We start from the raw sequence: 16571 nt of genomic DNA, 5'->3' as shown, positions 1-16571 counted from the left end.
TGTTGCGCGGCCCATGCCGCCCTGTCGAGCGTGTACTCCGCTCCGCTGCGCCGACCACACCGTAACCCGGGTCCGTTCCACGGACGCGGGGTGCGGGCGAGAATGGCGGCGATGCATCCGTCCGAACCCCCGGCCCGCTGGAGCCTCGTGGTGCCGTTGAAGCCTCTGGCACGCGCCAAGACGAGGCTGACGCCGGCGGCGCGGGGCGGCCGTATGCCCGCGCTCGTGCTCGCCTTCGCCAAGGACACGGTGAGCGCCGCGCTGCGCTGCCGGCTCGTCGCGAGTGTGGTCGTTGTCACGGACGACGCCTACGCCTCGGCGGAACTCGCGGCGCTCGGCGCGAGGCCGGTCCCCGACGCTCCGGCCGCCGGCCTCAACGCCGCGCTCGCGTACGGCGCTGCCGCGGCCCGCGCCGCAGCGCCCGCCGCTCCCGTGGCGGCCCTCAACGCGGACCTGCCCGCGCTGCGCACCGCGGAATTGGCGAGGGCTCTCACGGCTGCCGGCCAATTCCCGAGGGCTTTTCTCGCCGACGCCGAGAAAAAGGGAACGACCCTGTTGTCCGCCTTGCCCGGAATGGAACTCGCCCCCGCATTCGGCGTCGAATCGCGTACGGCGCACGGCGCTTCGGGCGCTGTCGAGCTCACACTCGGCGGCGTGGAGAGCGTCCGCAGGGACGTCGACACGGCAGCGGACCTGGAGGCGGCCGCCGAACTCGGCCTGGGGCCGTGGACGGACGCCTGGCGGGCGGCAGGCGCCGGCCCGGCCGCGCGCCCCGCGGCCCGGTAGGCTGCGCGCCATGCAGGCCACCGCGTACACCTTCGACGACGCGTCGCGCACCGGCAGCGTGCTGCTCGACGACGGCACCCCGCTCGACTTCGGTGCAGCGGCCTTCGAGGCGGGCGGCCTTCGCCTGCTCCGCCCGGGGCAGCGGGTCCGGGTCGACGTCGAGGGAGAGGACGAGAAGCGGCGGATCACCCTCGTCACGCTGCACACCTGGTGAGCCGCGGCGGGCACCGGACCGCGCGCATCGGCTGAGCAGACGCTCAACACGCTTGCGCCGCAGGCTCCTCCGGCCGGGCGCACCCCGCCACACGAAAAGACCGCGGACGCACAAGCCGCGGGCCGGGCTCCCCCGAGGGAGCCCGGCCCGGCGCTTCGCTTCGTCCGCGGCCCGGAGTTGACCGCTCAGCGCCTGCGCGCGGTCGACTTCTTGGCGGTGGTCTTGCGTGCCGCCGTCTTGCGCGCCGGTGCCTTCTTGGCCGTGCTCTTCTTGGCGGGCGCCTTCTTCGCCGTCGACTTCGAAGCGGTGCTCTTCTTCGCCGCCGTCTTCTTCGCAGGGGCCTTCTTCGCCGTCGACTTCTTCGCCGTCGACTTCTGGGCGCCCTTCCTCGCCGACGTGCTCTTCTTGGCCGTGGTCTTCTTCGCCGCCGTCTTCTTGGCGGGGGCCTTCTTCGCCGACGCCTTCTTGGCGGTGGCCTTCCGCGTGCTGGTGCCGCTGGAGAGGCTGCCCTTGGGGGCCTTCTTCACCGCTACGTCGTTCTTCGGGAGCTTCTTCGCCCCGCTGACGAGGTCCTTGAAGCCGGCGCCCGCACGGAAGCGCGGGACCGAGGTCTTCTTGACCCGCACCCGCTCACCGGTCTGCGGGTTGCGCGCGTAACGCGCCGGACGGTCGACCTTCTCAAAGGAACCGAAGCCGGTGACCGAAACCCGCTCGCCCTGAACGACGGAGCGGACGATCGCGTCGAGCACGACATCGACGGCGTCGGCCGCCTGCTGTCGTCCACCGAGCTGGTCTTGGATGCTTTCGACAAGCTGTGCCTTGTTCACGTCTTCCCCTTCGGAGACATTGCCGGAACGAATCTGTTCAAGCTTTTTCGCACGCTAGGCAGATATATACCGCAAATCAAACACGAAACGGGCGAATCACCCTTGTGCCGCAACGAACTCGACCTTCACGGCGTTCCGTCAGCGCGCACGTCTCCCCGCGCGTTGGGGAATCGGCCCTCGTCGATGTCGACCATCAGACGCTCCAGGCGCCTTTCGGCATCGGCCAGATCGTGCTTGGAAGCCGCCGTGATCACGAGCAGCTTCCGGAACAGCGCCAGTCGAACTTCGTCCGACACACGCAACGAACGGACGCGCCCGTTGGCTTCCTTGAGTCGGGCGGCGAGCCGGTCGTAGAGCTCCAGTTGACCGTCGCGTTCCATGCGGTGATTGTGCCATCTGCGGTGAGTTGTGACTTCCAGCGGGGTGCGCCGCGCGTCCTGCGTTGCGCGTGCGGCAACGGGTGCCCCACCACGAACGCGACCCAACTGCCCTGCGTGCCCGGCTAGTTGGAGGTGCCATCCGACGCACGGAGCAGAACCCCGGGCGGCTCCGCGACAAGCGGCGCTCCCTACTGTGAACTGATACGACGCTCAAGAGTATTTCAAGTCATTCCGCGCCTGCCAGGGAGGCAGGTCTCGGACACGGCAAGGCCGTTGCCCGAACGACTCCCCAAGACCGTTGCAGGGAAGGCCCGATGAGGCACCGCGCCACACCGGAGACCCACCCGAAGGGTACGAACTCGTCGGCGCACACAGCACGAAGCGCGCCCCCGCCGGTGTGGCGGGGGCGCGCTTCACCGTCCTCTCGGAAGGCACCGGTGCAGCCAACTGCCGCTGCTGCGACCGGAGATCGGCCGACGTCTCATCGTCCGGCTCACGCGAGGGTGCGCGGCTTGAACGTCGCACGCGAGGACTCGTACGCGGCGATCGCGTCCTCGTTCTTCAGCGTGAGGCTGATGTCGTCGAGCCCTTCCAGCAGACGCCAGCGGGAGTTCTCGTCGAGTTCGAAGGACGCCTCGACGCCCGGGGCGCGCACCACGCGCTCCTGGAGGTCGACGGTCACCTCCGTCGCCGGATCGGCCTCGACCAGCTCCCACAGCCGCTCGACGGTCTCCTGCGGGAGCACCACCGTCAGCAGGCCGTTCTTGAGGGAGTTGCCGCGGAAGATGTCGGCGAACCGGGGGGAGATGACGGCCTTGAAACCGTAGTTCTGGAGCGCCCAGACGGCGTGCTCGCGCGAGGAGCCCGTGCCGAAGTCCTCGCCCGCGACGAGCACCGTGGCGCCCTGGTACGCCTCCTGGTTGAGGACGAACTCCGGGTCCTTGCGCCAGGCTTCGAAGAGGCCGCCCTCGAAGCCGTCCCTGGTGACCTTCTTCAACCAGTGGGCGGGGATGATCTGGTCGGTGTCGACGTTGCTGCGGCGCAGCGGTGCGACCCGGCCCGTGTGCGTGGTGAAGGCTTCCATGATCAGCGGACTCCTGCGGTCTCGTGGGCGTCGGCGAGGTCGGAGGGCGAGGAGAGTCGGCCCAGCACCGCGGTGGCGGCGGCCACCTGCGGCGAGACGAGGTGGGTGCGGCCGCCCTTGCCCTGCCTGCCCTCGAAGTTGCGGTTGGAGGTGGAGGCCGCCCGCTCCCCCGGGTCGAGCTGGTCGGGGTTCATGCCGAGGCACATCGAGCAGCCGGCGTGCCGCCATTCGGCACCCGCCGAGGTGAACACCTTGTCCAGCCCCTCCTCCACGGCCTGGAGCGCGACACGTACGGAACCCGGTACCACGAGCATGCGTACATCCCCCGAGACCCTGCGCCCGTCGAGCACCTGGGCCGCCGAACGCAGGTCCTCGATACGGCCGTTGGTGCAGGAACCGACGAAGACGGTGTCCACGGGGACCTCGCGCAGCGGCTGCCCCGCGGCGAGCCCCATGTACTCCAACGCACGCTCGGCCGCGAGCTTCGCCGACTCGTCCGCGAAGGAGGCCGGGTCGGGCACGGAGGCCGAAAGGGGCGCGCCCTGGCCGGGGTTGGTGCCCCAGGTGACGAACGGGGCGAGCTCGTCGGCCTCGATGACGACCTCGTGGTCGTAGACGGCGTCGGCGTCGGTGCGCAGCGTCTTCCAGTAGGCGACGGCGGCGTCCCACTCCTCGCCCTCGGGCGCGTGCTCGCGGCCCTGGACGTACGCGAAGGTGGTCTCGTCCGGAGCGATCATGCCGGCGCGGGCGCCCGCCTCGATGGACATGTTGCAGATGGTCATCCGCGCTTCCATCGAGAGCTTCTCGATGGCCTCGCCGCGGTACTCGATGACGTATCCCTGGCCGCCGCCCGTGCCGATCCTGGCGATGATCGCGAGGATGAGGTCCTTCGCCGTGACATCCGCAGGGAGTTCGCCGTTGACGGTGACCGCCATCGTCTTGAAGGGCGCGAGCGGAAGCGTCTGGGTGGCGAGTACGTGCTCGACCTGGCTCGTGCCGATACCGAAGGCGAGGGCACCGAACGCGCCGTGGGTCGAGGTGTGGCTGTCCCCGCAGACGACCGTGGTGCCCGGCTGGGTGAGTCCCAACTGGGGGCCCACGACGTGGACTACGCCCTGCTCGACGTCGCCGAGCGGGTGGAGCCGGACGCCGAAGTCGGCGCAGTTCTTGCGGAGCGTCTCCAACTGGGTGCGCGAGACGGGGTCGGCGATCGGCTTGTCGATGTCGAGCGTCGGGGTGTTGTGGTCCTCGGTGGCGAGGGTGAGGTCGGTGCGGCGCACCTCGCGGCCGGCCTTGCGCAGGCCGTCGAACGCCTGCGGGCTGGTGACCTCGTGGAGCAGGTGCAGATCGATGAAGAGAAGGTCCGGCTCGCCTTCCGCGCGCGTGACGACATGGTCGTCCCAGACTTTCTCCGCGAGTGTCCGTCCCATCGCTATCCCTCCGGCCGGCGGCGGTGCCGACCACTTCTCGAGACCAGTTGCGCCACCCATTTCCGCCCGCGGCGGTGGCTCGTATTCGCCTCCGGGGTGGCTGCCGTCACTACAGATTGGCGCTTTCCGTAGAAGCGTGAACTTGCGTTTCATACTTTGAGACGCGAGTATCGTTTCATGGACAACTCTAGTGGCGTCGGTGTTCTCGACAAGGCAGCTCTGGTTCTGAGCGCTCTGGAGTCCGGTCCGGCAACCCTCGCGGGTCTCGTCGCCTCGACCGGTCTTGCGCGCCCCACAGCGCACCGGCTTGCGGTGGCGCTCGAGCACCACCGCATAGTCGCGCGCGACATGCAGGGCCGGTTCATACTCGGACCCCGGCTCGGCGAACTCTCCGCAGCAGCCGGCGAGGACCGGCTCCTCGCCTCGGCAGGCCCGGTGCTCACGCACCTGCGCGACATCACGGGCGAGAGCGCCCAGCTCTACCGCCGCCAGGGCGAGATGCGCATCTGCGTCGCCGCGGCCGAGCGCCTCTCCGGACTCCGGGACACCGTGCCCGTCGGCTCGACCCTTCCCATGAAGGCGGGTTCGGCCGCCCAGATCCTCATGGCCTGGGAGGAGCCCGAGCGGCTCCATCGCGGGCTTCAGGGCGCGCGATTCACCGCCACCGCGCTCTCCGGCGTACGCCGCCGCGGCTGGGCGCAGTCGATCGGCGAGCGCGAGCCGGGTGTGGCCTCCGTCTCAGCGCCCGTACGCGGGCCCTCGAACCGGGTCGTCGCCGCCGTCTCGGTCTCCGGACCGATCGAGCGGCTGACGCGCCACCCCGGGCGGATGCACGCGCAGGCGATCGTCGACGCCGCCGCGCGGCTCAGCGAAGCGCTGCGACGCACGGGCTGACGGACAGCGCGGGGCGTGCGACGCACACGCCCCGCGCCCGGCAACCGGAGGCCGTGCTTACGCAGTTGGGAGCGTCAGGTCTCGGCCCGGCCGGCGCGCAGTCGCTCAGCGGCGCGCTCGCCTCTGCGCTGCACCGGCTGGGTGCCGTGCGCGGCGCCGAGGCCGTAGCGGGGCATGTCGGTGTAGACGCACTCGTAGCGCCCCGGAGGCACCAGATACGTCTCGTGCCAGATGCCGACACATCCTTGCGCCTTGCGTGCCCGGCGGTTGAAGTCCGTCCAGGCGGGGCGGTGCCCGCGGTCGGGGGCCGCCGCGTAGGCGTAGAGCTTCTCGCGCGACTCCCAGTACTGGACGACCACGAACTCGCGCGGACCGGCGAGGTGTATACGGGCATCGAGCAGGCCCGAGGACGGATCGGCGGAGAGTTCTTTGAGCATCTCCGGCATCACCTTGAACACCGGCAGCCAGTGGCGCAGCGCGCGCAGCCGGTTGATCCGCATGCCGACGAGGAAGACGACGACGTCCCCTTCGGCGGCCGTCGTCCGACGTCCTTGCTCCACCGCTGCCGCCATGGTGCTCCCCCTTGCAGACGTTGTGCAGATACTGGATAGTGCGGCTATCCCGCACACTTGGATAGTCCTACTCTCCAAGGTTGTTGGCAAGGGGGTTTACCGAACTTGCGCACTGCGGGGAGGTGTCCGTCGATCCACGGTGCGGTGAAGGGTTCTCAGGGTGCGACTTTCGGAGTTGAGCGAGCGGAGCGGAGTGCCCGTCGCGACGGTCAAGTACTACCTGCGGGAAGGGCTGTTGCCGGCGGGCGAGCGCATCAGCACGACCCGGTCCGAGTACGGCGAGGAGCACCTGCGGCGGCTCGGTCTGGTTCGCGCGCTCGTCCAGGTGGCGAAGATGCCGATCGCCACCGTCCGCGCCGTACTCGCTGCGGTCGACGCCCCGGGGAGCACGCTGCACTACCGCCTCGGGGCCGCGGTGAGCTCGCTGCCGGACGGGGTCGGGATCGAGGCGGACGGCATCGACCCTGCGGTCGAGCGGACCGTTACGGAGCTACTGTCCCGGCTCGGCTGGGAGTTCGGCCTTTCGGCCGGCGAGGGGTACCCGCCGTACCGCATGCTGCTGCGGGCCGTCGCCACGCTCCGGGATCTGGGCTACCCCTGCGACACGGAGACGCTGTTGCCGTACGCACGGGCCGCCACGACCGCGGCCGAAGCCGACCTCGACCTCATCCAGGGCGCCGGAGGCAGCGAGAAGCGGATAGAGGCCGCCGTGCTCGGGACGCTGCTCTACGAACCGGTACTGCTGAGCCTGCGGCGCATCGCCGACGCCGAGGAGTCCAACCGCCGGTTCGGCGGGGAGAGTTGAGGGGCACGGGGGGCGCACGAAAAGACCCCCGCTTCCGCGGGGGTCCTTGGGTCGAGTACCCCCGACCGGATTCGAACCGGCGCTACCGCCTTGAGAGGGCGGCGTGCTAGGCCGCTACACAACGGGGGCATCGATCACACAGAGTGTGTGTAAACCGAGCTGGGCTACCAGGACTCGAACCTAGACTAACTGAACCAGAATCAGTCGTGCTGCCAATTACACCATAGCCCACCATGCTCAACTCCCTTGGGAGTCTTGCTTGATGATCACCCGGGCTCTCGGCCTTCCGGCCTGTCCCCCTCGGCGACAGATAGAACATTACCCGATCGCGGACGGTGCGCCAAAACGGGTTGGAGGTGGGAGCCAAGATCCCGGCAGCGTGCACGGCCACGCGGCAGCCTGTGCCGTCTATCACCCAGCGTGAGGAATCTGTCACCAACAAGCAGTCGTGATCCAGGTTCCGCGGCCACTCCCCCGGGAGCGGCCACAGTTGTATGCGAGCGCTCACCCACGGTTACGGACGCCACCCGGTGCGCCCACCAGCAACGGCGTCAAGCCTCAGCCGTCTTGGGCTCCGGAGAGCGGTGAGACAGCGGAGAAAGTCCCCCACACTGCTTGATAGGCGCGAGGCATACGCACCCTCTGATCCCGAGGGCGTGAACGCGCCCTCCAAGCTTACGCATCGGCTGCACGACCACGTTGCTGTGTACCACAGAGGGCGCGGTCGCCCCCCGCGGTGACGAAGTCGCGGCGAATGCGGCGTCCCGGAAGTCCGGCTGTGGACTGCTGATCGCGGCGCCGTTGGCCGAAAGCTGGGGCGTCGGGTGGCGGACGATCGGCGGGACGTGTGTGCGCGCGTCACGCCCACCGGTGTGCGAAGAGCCGGCCAACCACCGCTCGCCCGTGCGCACTTCGGGCCCCGGAGCAGCAGCCCCGGGACCCGAAGCAGGTCACTCCGCCGGCTGTTCCGCGAGCTTCGCGAGGGCCGCGTCGATGCGGGACAGGGTGCGCTCGCGGCCGAGTACCTCCAGGGACTCGAAGAGCGGGAGGCCGACGGTGCGGCCCGTCACCGCGACGCGGACGGGGGCCTGGGCCTTGCCGAGCTTGAGGCCGTGGGCCTCGCCCGCGGTGAGGACGGCCTCCTTGAGCAGCTCCGCCTGCCATGCGGTGGTGACGAGCTTCTCCCGTGCGGTGCGCAGGAGTTCGCCCGCGCCCGGCTTCATCGCCTTCTGCCAGGACTTCTCGTCGAAGACCGGCTCGTCGAGGAAGAGGAAGTCGACGTTGTCGGTGATCTCGGAGAGGACGGTGACGCGGCTCTGCGCGAGCGGGGCGAGTGCGTCGAAGGCCGCCTGGTCGAAGTTGTCCGGCGGCCACGGCGCGAAGGGGGCGCGGAGCCACGGTGCGCAGCGGGCCGCGAACTCCTCGACGGGGAGCTCGCGGACGTGCGTGGCGTTGATCGCCTCGCACTTCTTCAGGTCGAAGCGGGCCGGGTTGGCGTTGACGTCGCGGACGTCGAAGGCGGCGACCAGCTCGTCGAGCGAGAAGATGTCGCGGTCCTCGGCGAGCGACCAGCCCAGCAGCGAGAGGTAGTTGAGCAGCCCCTCGGGGAGGAAGCCGCGCTCGCGGTAGAGGTTGAGCGAGGACTGCGGGTCCCGCTTGGAGAGCTTCTTGTTCCCCTCCCCCATGACGTACGGGAGGTGGCCGAACTCGGGGACGATGCCCTTGCCGACGCCGAGGTCCGCCAGCGCCCGGTAGAGCGCGATCTGGCGGGGGGTCGAGGAGAGGAGGTCCTCGCCGCGCAGGACGTGGGTGATCTCCATCAGCGCGTCGTCGACCGGGTTGACGAGGGTGTAGAGCGGCTTGCCGTTGGCCCGGACGATGCCGTAGTCGGGGACGCTCGTGGGCTGGAAGGTCATCTCGCCGCGGACGAGGTCGGTGAAGGTGATCGGCTCGTCCGGCATCCGGAAGCGGACGATGTGGGTGCGGCCCTCGGCCTCGTAGGCGGCGATCTGCTCGGGCGTGAGGTCGCGGCAGGCGCCGTCGTACCCGGAGGGGCGGCCCTCCTTGCGGGCCTGCTCCCGGCGGGTCTCCAACTCCTCGGTCGTGCAGTAGCAGGGGTAGGCGCGGCCGGACTCCAGCAGGCGGGCGGCGACGTCCTGGTAGAGCTCGGAGCGGAGCGACTGGCGGTAGGGGGCGTGCGGGCCGCCCTCGCCCGCGCCGGTGGCGACGTCGAAGGGCGCGGGGCCCTCGTCCCAACTGAGGCCGAGCCAGCGCAGGGAGTCGAGGAGCTGCTCGTAGGACTCCTCGGAATCGCGCGCCGCGTCCGTGTCCTCGATGCGGAAGACCAGGGTGCCGCCGGTGTGCCGCGCGTACGCCCAGTTGAAGAGGGCGGTACGGACGAGGCCGACGTGCGGGTTGCCGGTCGGGCTGGGACAGAAACGTACGCGGACGTTGCTCGCGTTAGTCACGCTTGATCACCTTGTTGGTGAGAGTGCCGATGCCTTCGATGGTGACGGCGACCTCGTCGCCGACGCGCAGGGGGCCGACCCCTGCCGGGGTGCCGGTGAGGATGACGTCGCCGGGCAGGAGCGTCATCGCCTCGGTGATGTGGACGATCAGGTCCTCGACGGAGCGGACCATGTCGCTCGTGCGGCCGAGTTGGCGCTGTTCACCGTTGACGGTGCACATCAGGCCGAGGTCCGACGGTTCGAGGTCGGTCTCGGTCCAGGGGCCGAGCGGGCAGGAGGTGTCGAAGCCCTTGGCGCGGGCCCACTGGTCCTCGCTGCGCTGGACGTCGCGCGCGGTGACGTCGTTGGCGCAGGTGTAGCCGAGGACGACGTCCCGCGCGCGCTCCTTCGGGACGTCCTTGCAGAGTCGGCCGATGACGACGGCGAGCTCGGCCTCGTAGTGCACCTCGGAGGAGAACGACGGGTGGACGATCGGGTCCCCCGGGCCGCTCACCGAGGTGGAGGGCTTGAAGAAGACGACCGGGACGTCCGGCACCTCGTTGCCCAACTCCCTGGCGTGCTCGGCGTAGTTGCGGCCGACGGCGACGACCTTGTTGGGCAGGACCGGCGGAAGCAGGCGGACCTGGGAGAGCGGGATCTTCTTGCCCGAGCGCTCGAACTCGGCGAAGGGGTGCCCTTTGATGATGTCGAGGACGGGGCCGCCTTCGGTCTCCGCGTCCCCTTCGACCACTCCGAAGCCGACGGTGCCGTCGAGGGAGAATCTGGCGATGCGCACGGGGGTGTCCTTCACTGGCCTGCGGAACTGACGCTCCAGCCTATGACACCTCGCCGCGGGCTCGCGCGGGCGGCCGCACCGGCCGCGGCAGCCGCCGGGGAGCTATCCGGCGGCACACTCGGGACGGGGCTGGAAAGCGTGCGGCCGCATGCCCGGAGGCGATGCGGCCGTGACACGTCGGGGTTGCGCTGTTGCTCAGCGCAGTCGAGCCATGAGGGCGTGCTCGACGAGGGTGATCAGCGCGCTCTTGGCGTCGGAGCGGTGGCGCGCGTCCGTCGTGATGATCGGCGCATCGGGGCCGATCTGGAGCGCCTCGCGGACCTCCTCGGGGCCGTAGGGCTGGTAGCCGTCGAAGCCGTTGAGGGCGATCACGAACGGCAACCCCGAGTTCTCGAAATAGTCGACCGCGGGGAAGCAGTCCGCCAACCGCCGCGTGTCCACCAGCACGACCGCACCGATCGCACCCCGCACCAAGTCATCCCACATGAACCAGAAACGGTCCTGCCCCGGCGTACCGAACAGATACAGAATCAGGTCCTGGTCGAGGGTGATGCGACCGAAGTCCATGGCCACCGTGGTGGTGGTCTTGTCCGCCGTGTGCGTGAGGTCGTCGATCCCGGCCGACGCCGAGGTCATCACCGCCTCGGTGCGCAGCGGGTTGATCTCCGAGACCGCGCCGACGAAGGTCGTCTTGCCCACGCCGAAACCGCCCGCCACCACGATCTTCGCGGAGGTGGTCGAACGGCCGGAACCTCCCACTGTTCCGCCGCTAGAGCTTGCGAAGTCCACTGAGCACCCTTTCGAGCAATGTCACGTCTGGCTGGCCGTCGACGTTGGTCTCGTCGCCGCCGGGCTGATGGATGGCGACGAGGCCCGCCTCGGCCAGGTCGGCGACGAGAATCCGGGCGACGCCGAGCGGAATGGACAGGAGTGCGGAGATCTCGGCGACCGACTTGATCTCGTAGCACAGGCGGCAGATCCGCTGGTGCTCGGGGAGTTGACCCTGGAGCTGAGCGGTGGCTGCCGTGGTGTGCACCAGCGCCTCGATGGCGAGCTGGTAGCGGGGACGGGTCCGGCCACCCGTCATGGCGTAGGGGCGCACCAGGCGTTGCTGGGCGGTGCGGCGCTTGCCCTGCTCGGCGCCCGGTTGGGGGGCCGGCGGCGGCGTCGGCTCGATGCGCGGGGGTGGGCCCTCCTCATAGGGCGCGGGCGGGCCCTGGGGGAACGGCTGTTGGGGAGTGCCCGGGTAGTGCGGTTGCTGCGGGGGGCCCGGCTGGTGCGGGCCGTTCGGGCCTGGCCAGCCCGGGCCCTGCTGGCCCTGCTGCCACTGGCCGGTCGCCTGATCGCTCGGCGACGAGGGGAAGTTGAAGCGGTTGGGGAACGGCGCGTCCGCTCCGGAGATCGGCGTCTGGCCGCCCTGCGACCGCTGGTCATAGCCGTCGCCGTACGGCGACGGGCTTCCTGGGGGCGTTGCCACTTTCTCCTCCTCCGACTCACGGACGTGCGGACCGGTTCTCCCACCGCGACCTCGGATCGTCCCCCCGAATCGCGACTGCAGTACCGCAGCGCGTCCCCGCACTGTATGGCGCCGGGGCGCAATACGCACTGCCTGTCTACCGGTTGAGAGCTCGGCCTCATTTAACGGAACGCATGGGAGACGCTGCTGGTTCGCCGGACACGCGACGATTTCGGGTGTATCTGTGCGGAAGCTGTGCAGGTCCGGCGTCCACCGGTGCAGAACGGTCGGTGCGCGTATCCGGTGCTGCGCCGCTTCGCCCGGCTGCGTAGCCCCTCCGGTCTCGATCCCACGTTCCCCCTTCCTCCGCCCGCTAGTTGAGGAGGCTGCCCTGAAGCTCGGCGCGCAGGTCGGGCGTGAGAACGGTCCCGGCGCGGTCGACGAGCAGGGCCATCTCGTACCCGATGAGGCCGATGTCGGCCTCCGGGTGCGCAAGGACGGCGAGCGAGGAGCCGTCCGAGATCGACATGATGAAGAGGAAGCCGCGCTCCATCTCCACCACCGTCTGGTTGACCCTGCCGCCTTCGAAGATGCGGGAGGCGCCCGCGGTGAGCGAGGTGAGACCCGATGCCACCGCCGCCAACTGGTCGGCGCGGTCGCGCGGGAACCCCTCGGACATCGCAAGCAGAAGTCCGTCGGCGGAGACCACCACCGTGTGCGACACCCCTGGGGTGTTGTCCACGAAGTTGGTGATCAACCAGTTCAGGTTCTGCGCCGCCTGGCTCATCGGGCTCACACTAACGCTCCTGATCGTAGGTGCTGCCGGGGCCGAAGCCCTGTCGGTCATTCTGATTCGCATCGCCCGCCGTGCGCCCCCTGCGCACGCCCCGATGCAGGTTACTCAGCCTGCCCCGGACGTCCTCGGGAGCACGAGAGACCGACGGCCCCTCCTGCGGATTCTGCTCTGCCGTGCCCTCCACCAGGTTGGCTCGGGGCACTCTGCGCGGCAGGCCGGAGTCGGTGACACCACCGACCTGCGGTGCGCGCAACTGTCCCGCCTTGTTCCAGCGGTCGTCGTTGGGCGTCCGCCAGTCCGATCCGGCCTCCGACTGCTGCGTCCCCTGCTGGGGCTGCTGCGGTGGGACCGACGAGTCCTGCGCGGGCTGCTGCGCACCTTGACCGCTCTGCCCTCCGTTGCCCGGACGCCGCCCGGTCTCGCGGCGCGGAAGGCCGGCTTCGGTGGTGGAGCGGTAGGTGCTCGGTAGCGGCCCTTGGTGATCAAAGCCTACGCGGTCACCCGGGGTGTTCGAAACGCTAGGTTCAGCTTCCGCTTCCGGTCCGCCCGGGGCGTACTCGCCCTGGAACAAGGGTTCTTGAGGGGGGTTCAGTTGACCGTACTGGTATCCGCCAGCAGGCTGCTGCGGCTGCTCGCCGCCGAACTGCGGTTGATCGGGCTGCTGTTGAGGAACCTGCGGGCCCTGCAAGCCGGACGGGTCGCCGTAACCGTGCGGCATGCCCTGGTGCTCGCCGGGGCCCATCGCGCCCTGCGCACCATCGAGTTGGGCGGCCCCGCCCTGCGGGAGACCCGGCTGCTGTCCGTACGGCTGCTCGCCGGTGACAGCGGGGTCATGATGCCCCTCCAGCGCGGCCCGCCGCTCCTCACGGTAGAGCGAGCGGCTCACCGGGTCGAGCGACGACGGATCGGCGGGGACCTCGTAGCGCCCGTCGTCGAAGCCGAGTTCGCCGGCCGAGCGCGCGGCCCCGCCGTAGTCGGGCTCGACGGTCCGCTCAGCCATGATCCGGGAGACGGTGAAGTCCTCCTCGGCGCCCGGCTGCTCGCCGCCGCCACCGTGGGTGATCACGTCCGGGAGCATGACGAGCGAGGTGGTGCCGGCCTGCTCGCCCGAGGGGCGGAGCTGGACGCGGATGCCGTGCCGGTCGGCGAGACGCCCGACGACGAAGAGGCCCATCCGCTGCGAGACGGCGACGTCGACGTGGGGCGGGTTGGCGAGCTTGTGGTTGATGTCCGCGAAGTCCTCGGCCGTGAGGCCGATGCCCTTGTCGTGGATCTCCACCATGACGCGGCCGTCCGGCAGCCGCGTGGCGGTGACCCGGACCTTCGTCTGCGGGGAGGAGAACGAGGTGGCGTTCTCCAGCAGTTCGGCGAGGAGGTGCACGAGGTCGTTGACGACCTGCCCGTGGATCTCCGTCTCGGGGAAGCCCGAGAGTTCGATCCGCTCGTAGTGCTCCACCTCGGAGGAGGCGGCGCGCAGGATGTCGACGAGCGGGACGGGCTCCGCCCAGCGGCGGCCCGGCTCCTCGCCGGCGAGGACGAGGAGGTTCTCACCGTTGCGCCGCATGCGCGTCGCGAGGTGGTCCATCCGGAAGAGGCTCTCCAGTTGGTCCGGATCGGCCTCGTTCTCCTCCATGTCCGTGATCATGTTGAGTTGGCGCTCGATCAGCCCCTGGTTGCGGCGCGAGAGATTGGTGAAGATCGCGTTGACGTTGCCACGCAGCAGGGCCTGCTCGGCGGCGAGGCGGACGGCCTCGCGGTGCACCTGGTCGAAGGCGCGGGCGACTTCGCCGATCTCGTCTCGGCTGTCGATGGGCATCGGCTCGACGCGGGTTTCGACGCTGCCCGGGTCCGTGCGGGAGAGCTGGTCGACGAGGGTCGGCAGGCGCTGCTCGGCCACGTCGAAGGCGGCGGTGCGGAGCGTGCGCATCTGGTGGCTCATCGAGCGCGCCATCTTGCCGGCGATGACGAACGCGAGGAGCAGCGCCAGGAGGACGAGGGCCGAGTTGGCGATGGCGTCCCGCTTGGCATCCGAGGCGATCTGGCTCGTCTCCTCGACCGCCTCGATGGAGAGTTGGTGCTCGATCTTCTCGTAGGCCTCGAAGGTACCGGAAGCCGTCCGGAACCAGGTGTCGGCCGTGATCCCCTGGCTGCGCAGCTTGTCGGCGCCGGCACCCGTCCCGATCGCCGCAATCATCTTCTTGCGGTCGGGCGGGGTGACGAAGGGGGCGCCCTTGGAGCGTGCCTCCCGCCGTGCCTCGGCGACCTTCTTCTTGCCGTCCCGCTCAGCTTTGGCCGTCTCCGACTTGAGAAGCCGCATGTCCTCGGGACGGCCGCCCGAGGTGTACTCGCCGAGGGCGATGTTCTCCAGGTACGCGTACGAAGCGAACGCGGTGAGCTGCTGCTTCTTGTCGGCGGCCGAGGGGCCGGGCTTGACGAGGAGGTGGGTGCCGATGGACCGCGTGAGCGAACCGGCCGCTTTGGCGAGCGAGATGGCGTAGACGGTGCGACCGTAGGAGGTCACGTTGCCCGTGCCGAGGCCGAGTTCGTTGGCGAACTCCATCAGCGGGTGCTGGATGGTGGTGTAGCCCTCTTCGGTTTCCGTACCGCTGAGGCTGGAGGTGTAGGCGGCCTGGCGGAGACGGCTCAGCTTCGGCTCGTGCGCCTCGAAGGCGGCGAGGCGGCGCTTGAGGCCGGGCTTGTCCGGCATGTTGTCGACAGCCTTGTGGAAGTCGCGGGCCGCCTGGTCGGTGGTGTTGCGCAGGTTGTCTATCTCGGATGCGTTGCGGTCGCCCTTGAGGAGCGGCTGCGCCGTGCGGTCGCGCTCGTTGATGAGGGCGTTGCCGTATTCCGAGGCCGCCTGCACCAGTTCGGCGGTGCGCTGTGCCTCCTCGGCCTCGCGCCACGTCTGCATGGAGTCGTTGACGCGGAATGCGCCGAGCACCAGCGCCACCAGGACCGGAAGCAGCAGGATCGCGTTGAGCCGGGTGGCCACGCGCCAGTTGCGCACGGACAGGCGGCTGCCCTTGCCGCCTCGCCCCCCGTCGCCTGCCGGGGTGTTCGCCTGGGGTGTGCCCGAAGACCTGCCGGAGGGCGTCGTGGTGTACGACGGCGGGGTGAAGTTCCCCCGCGTCTTCGCCCGGGCCTGCGGCTCAGGCCCCGCCTTGCTTCGCCTCACTCGACTTCTCACCTCTCGGCGCCCAGCGCTCCCGTGATCAGCAGCGCGCCGTCACTACTGCTGAGTTCACGAATTCCAGCACGTCACGGCTGCGCATTCCAAACAGTCGGTTCGCCGACCGGGAAGCGTTCACGGAGCTCCGGAAAACCGGGCATTGGGGCCGTGCACGAACAAAAGGTGAGCGGATCGTGCGCAGAGGGGAACACTCCGCTCGCCACCAGTGTTCAATGGTGCTGCGTTTCACTATCGAAACGTTATGAAGGTGAGGCCGAGGATGGCCAAGACCACGTTCCGCGTACCGCCGTGGTCCGCCGATCTGCACAACTACGTGCAGCGGACGGCAACTTGCTCGTTGTTCGGCCACTCGATCTGCACATGCGGTGCACACCGACGGACCACGGCGGGTGGTTACTGCAGCCGGGCGAGGAGCGCGTGCTCGACGAGGGTGATGAGACCGCTCTTGGCGTCGGCACGGTGGCGCGCGTCCGTCGTGATGATGGGGGCGCCCGGGCCGATCTGGAGTGCTTCGCGGACCTCTTCGGGACCGTAGGGCTGATGACCGTCGAAGCCGTTGAGGGCGATCACGAACGGCAACCCCGAGTTCTCGAAATAGTCGACCGCGGGGAAGCAGTCCGCCAACCGCCGCGTATCCACCAGCACGACCGCACCGATCGCACCCCGCACCAAGTCGTCCCACATGAACCAGAAACGGTCCTGCCCCGGCGTACCGAACAGATACAGAATCAGGTCGTCGTCGAGAGTGATACGACCGAAGTCCATCGCGACCGTGGTCGTCGACTTTCCTGCGGTGTGGGTGAGGTCGTCGATCCCGGCCGACGCCGAGGTCATCACCGCCTCGGTGCGCAGCGGGTTGATCTCCGAGACCGCGCCGACGAAGGTCGTCTTGCC

Annotated in this window: 16 protein-coding genes and 2 tRNA genes; 4 read left to right on the top strand and 14 right to left on the bottom strand. The window is 69.5% G+C overall.

Annotated features, from left to right (window positions below; genetic code table 11):
• The first annotated feature begins 102 nt into the window (after window positions 1-102).
• Window positions 103-786 carry a 2-phospho-L-lactate guanylyltransferase gene (cofC, locus tag F603_RS0127200; protein WP_019549097.1) on the top strand — a complete coding sequence of 228 codons (684 nt, stop codon included), beginning with the start codon at window positions 103-105 and terminating at the stop codon, window positions 784-786.
• Window positions 787-796: 10 nt separating this feature from the next.
• Complete coding sequence (locus F603_RS0127195; protein WP_019549096.1) at window positions 797-1000, top strand: hypothetical protein; 204 nt, start codon at window positions 797-799, stop codon at window positions 998-1000.
• 185 nt (window positions 1001-1185) lie between these two features.
• Here F603_RS0127195 and F603_RS34390 read toward each other — a convergent pair whose 3' ends face one another.
• From F603_RS34390 to leuC, 4 genes are all read right to left on the bottom strand, one after another.
• The gene (locus F603_RS34390) at window positions 1186-1827 is read right to left on the bottom strand and encodes an HU family DNA-binding protein (RefSeq protein ID WP_019549095.1); all 642 of its coding nucleotides are present in this window, start codon (window positions 1825-1827) and stop codon (window positions 1186-1188) included.
• Window positions 1828-1952: 125 nt separating this feature from the next.
• Window positions 1953-2207 carry an SCO5555 family protein gene (locus tag F603_RS0127185; RefSeq protein WP_019549094.1) on the bottom strand — a complete coding sequence of 85 codons (255 nt, stop codon included), beginning with the start codon at window positions 2205-2207 and terminating at the stop codon, window positions 1953-1955.
• A gap of 493 nt (window positions 2208-2700) precedes the next feature.
• Entirely contained in the window at window positions 2701-3291 is a 591-nt protein-coding gene (gene leuD, locus F603_RS0127180) for a 3-isopropylmalate dehydratase small subunit (protein ID WP_019549093.1), read from the bottom strand.
• 2 nt (window positions 3292-3293) lie between these two features.
• Entirely contained in the window at window positions 3294-4721 is a 1428-nt protein-coding gene (gene leuC / locus F603_RS0127175) for a 3-isopropylmalate dehydratase large subunit (RefSeq protein WP_019549092.1), read from the bottom strand.
• A 177-nt stretch (window positions 4722-4898) separates the two neighbouring features.
• On the opposite strand from leuC, the gene ndgR reads away from it, so the two are divergent.
• Window positions 4899-5615, top strand: coding sequence for an IclR family transcriptional regulator NdgR (ndgR, locus tag F603_RS0127170; RefSeq protein WP_026328758.1), 717 nt, complete (start codon window positions 4899-4901; stop codon window positions 5613-5615).
• Window positions 5616-5689: 74 nt separating this feature from the next.
• Here ndgR and F603_RS0127165 read toward each other — a convergent pair whose 3' ends face one another.
• Complete coding sequence (locus tag F603_RS0127165) at window positions 5690-6187, bottom strand: DUF4188 domain-containing protein (protein WP_019549090.1); 498 nt, start codon at window positions 6185-6187, stop codon at window positions 5690-5692.
• A 160-nt stretch (window positions 6188-6347) separates the two neighbouring features.
• Between F603_RS0127165 and F603_RS0127160 the strand changes: the two genes are divergently transcribed.
• On the top strand, window positions 6348-6992 hold the full coding sequence (locus F603_RS0127160; protein ID WP_026328757.1) for a MerR family transcriptional regulator: 645 nt from the start codon (window positions 6348-6350) through the stop codon (window positions 6990-6992).
• A gap of 56 nt (window positions 6993-7048) precedes the next feature.
• Here the strand turns inward: F603_RS0127160 and F603_RS0127155 are convergent.
• From F603_RS0127155 to F603_RS0127115, 9 genes are all read right to left on the bottom strand, one after another.
• Window positions 7049-7121 (bottom strand) — tRNA-Glu (locus F603_RS0127155).
• A 30-nt stretch (window positions 7122-7151) separates the two neighbouring features.
• Window positions 7152-7223 (bottom strand) — tRNA-Gln (locus F603_RS0127150).
• A 719-nt stretch (window positions 7224-7942) separates the two neighbouring features.
• Window positions 7943-9460, bottom strand: coding sequence for a glutamate--tRNA ligase (gene gltX, locus F603_RS0127145; protein ID WP_019549088.1), 1518 nt, complete (start codon window positions 9458-9460; stop codon window positions 7943-7945).
• On the bottom strand, window positions 9453-10235 hold the full coding sequence (locus F603_RS0127140) for a fumarylacetoacetate hydrolase family protein (RefSeq protein WP_026328756.1): 783 nt from the start codon (window positions 10233-10235) through the stop codon (window positions 9453-9455). Before F603_RS0127140 ends, gltX begins: the two co-directional genes overlap by 8 nt.
• Window positions 10236-10430: 195 nt before the next feature.
• Complete coding sequence (locus F603_RS0127135; RefSeq protein WP_026328755.1) at window positions 10431-11024, bottom strand: GTP-binding protein; 594 nt, start codon at window positions 11022-11024, stop codon at window positions 10431-10433.
• Complete coding sequence (locus tag F603_RS33045; protein WP_019549085.1) at window positions 11005-11712, bottom strand: DUF742 domain-containing protein; 708 nt, start codon at window positions 11710-11712, stop codon at window positions 11005-11007. Before F603_RS33045 ends, F603_RS0127135 begins: the two co-directional genes overlap by 20 nt.
• 352 nt (window positions 11713-12064) lie before the next feature.
• A complete protein-coding gene (locus F603_RS0127125) occupies window positions 12065-12478 on the bottom strand; it encodes a roadblock/LC7 domain-containing protein (protein ID WP_019549084.1) in 414 nt (137 codons plus the stop codon).
• A gap of 10 nt (window positions 12479-12488) precedes the next feature.
• Window positions 12489-15662, bottom strand: a complete 3174-nt coding sequence (locus tag F603_RS0127120) for a nitrate- and nitrite sensing domain-containing protein (protein WP_026328753.1) — start codon at window positions 15660-15662, stop codon at window positions 12489-12491.
• A gap of 408 nt (window positions 15663-16070) precedes the next feature.
• A partial coding sequence (locus F603_RS0127115; RefSeq protein ID WP_019549082.1) for a GTP-binding protein occupies window positions 16071-16571 on the bottom strand: 501 nt, incomplete at its 5' end.

This window comes from Streptomyces sulphureus DSM 40104, from assembly GCF_000381025.1.
GTDB classification, from domain to species: domain Bacteria; phylum Actinomycetota; class Actinomycetes; order Streptomycetales; family Streptomycetaceae; genus Streptomyces; species Streptomyces sulphureus.
The sequence above is the reverse complement of the archived record's forward strand: the minus strand, read 5'-3'. Positions and strand labels throughout refer to the sequence as shown.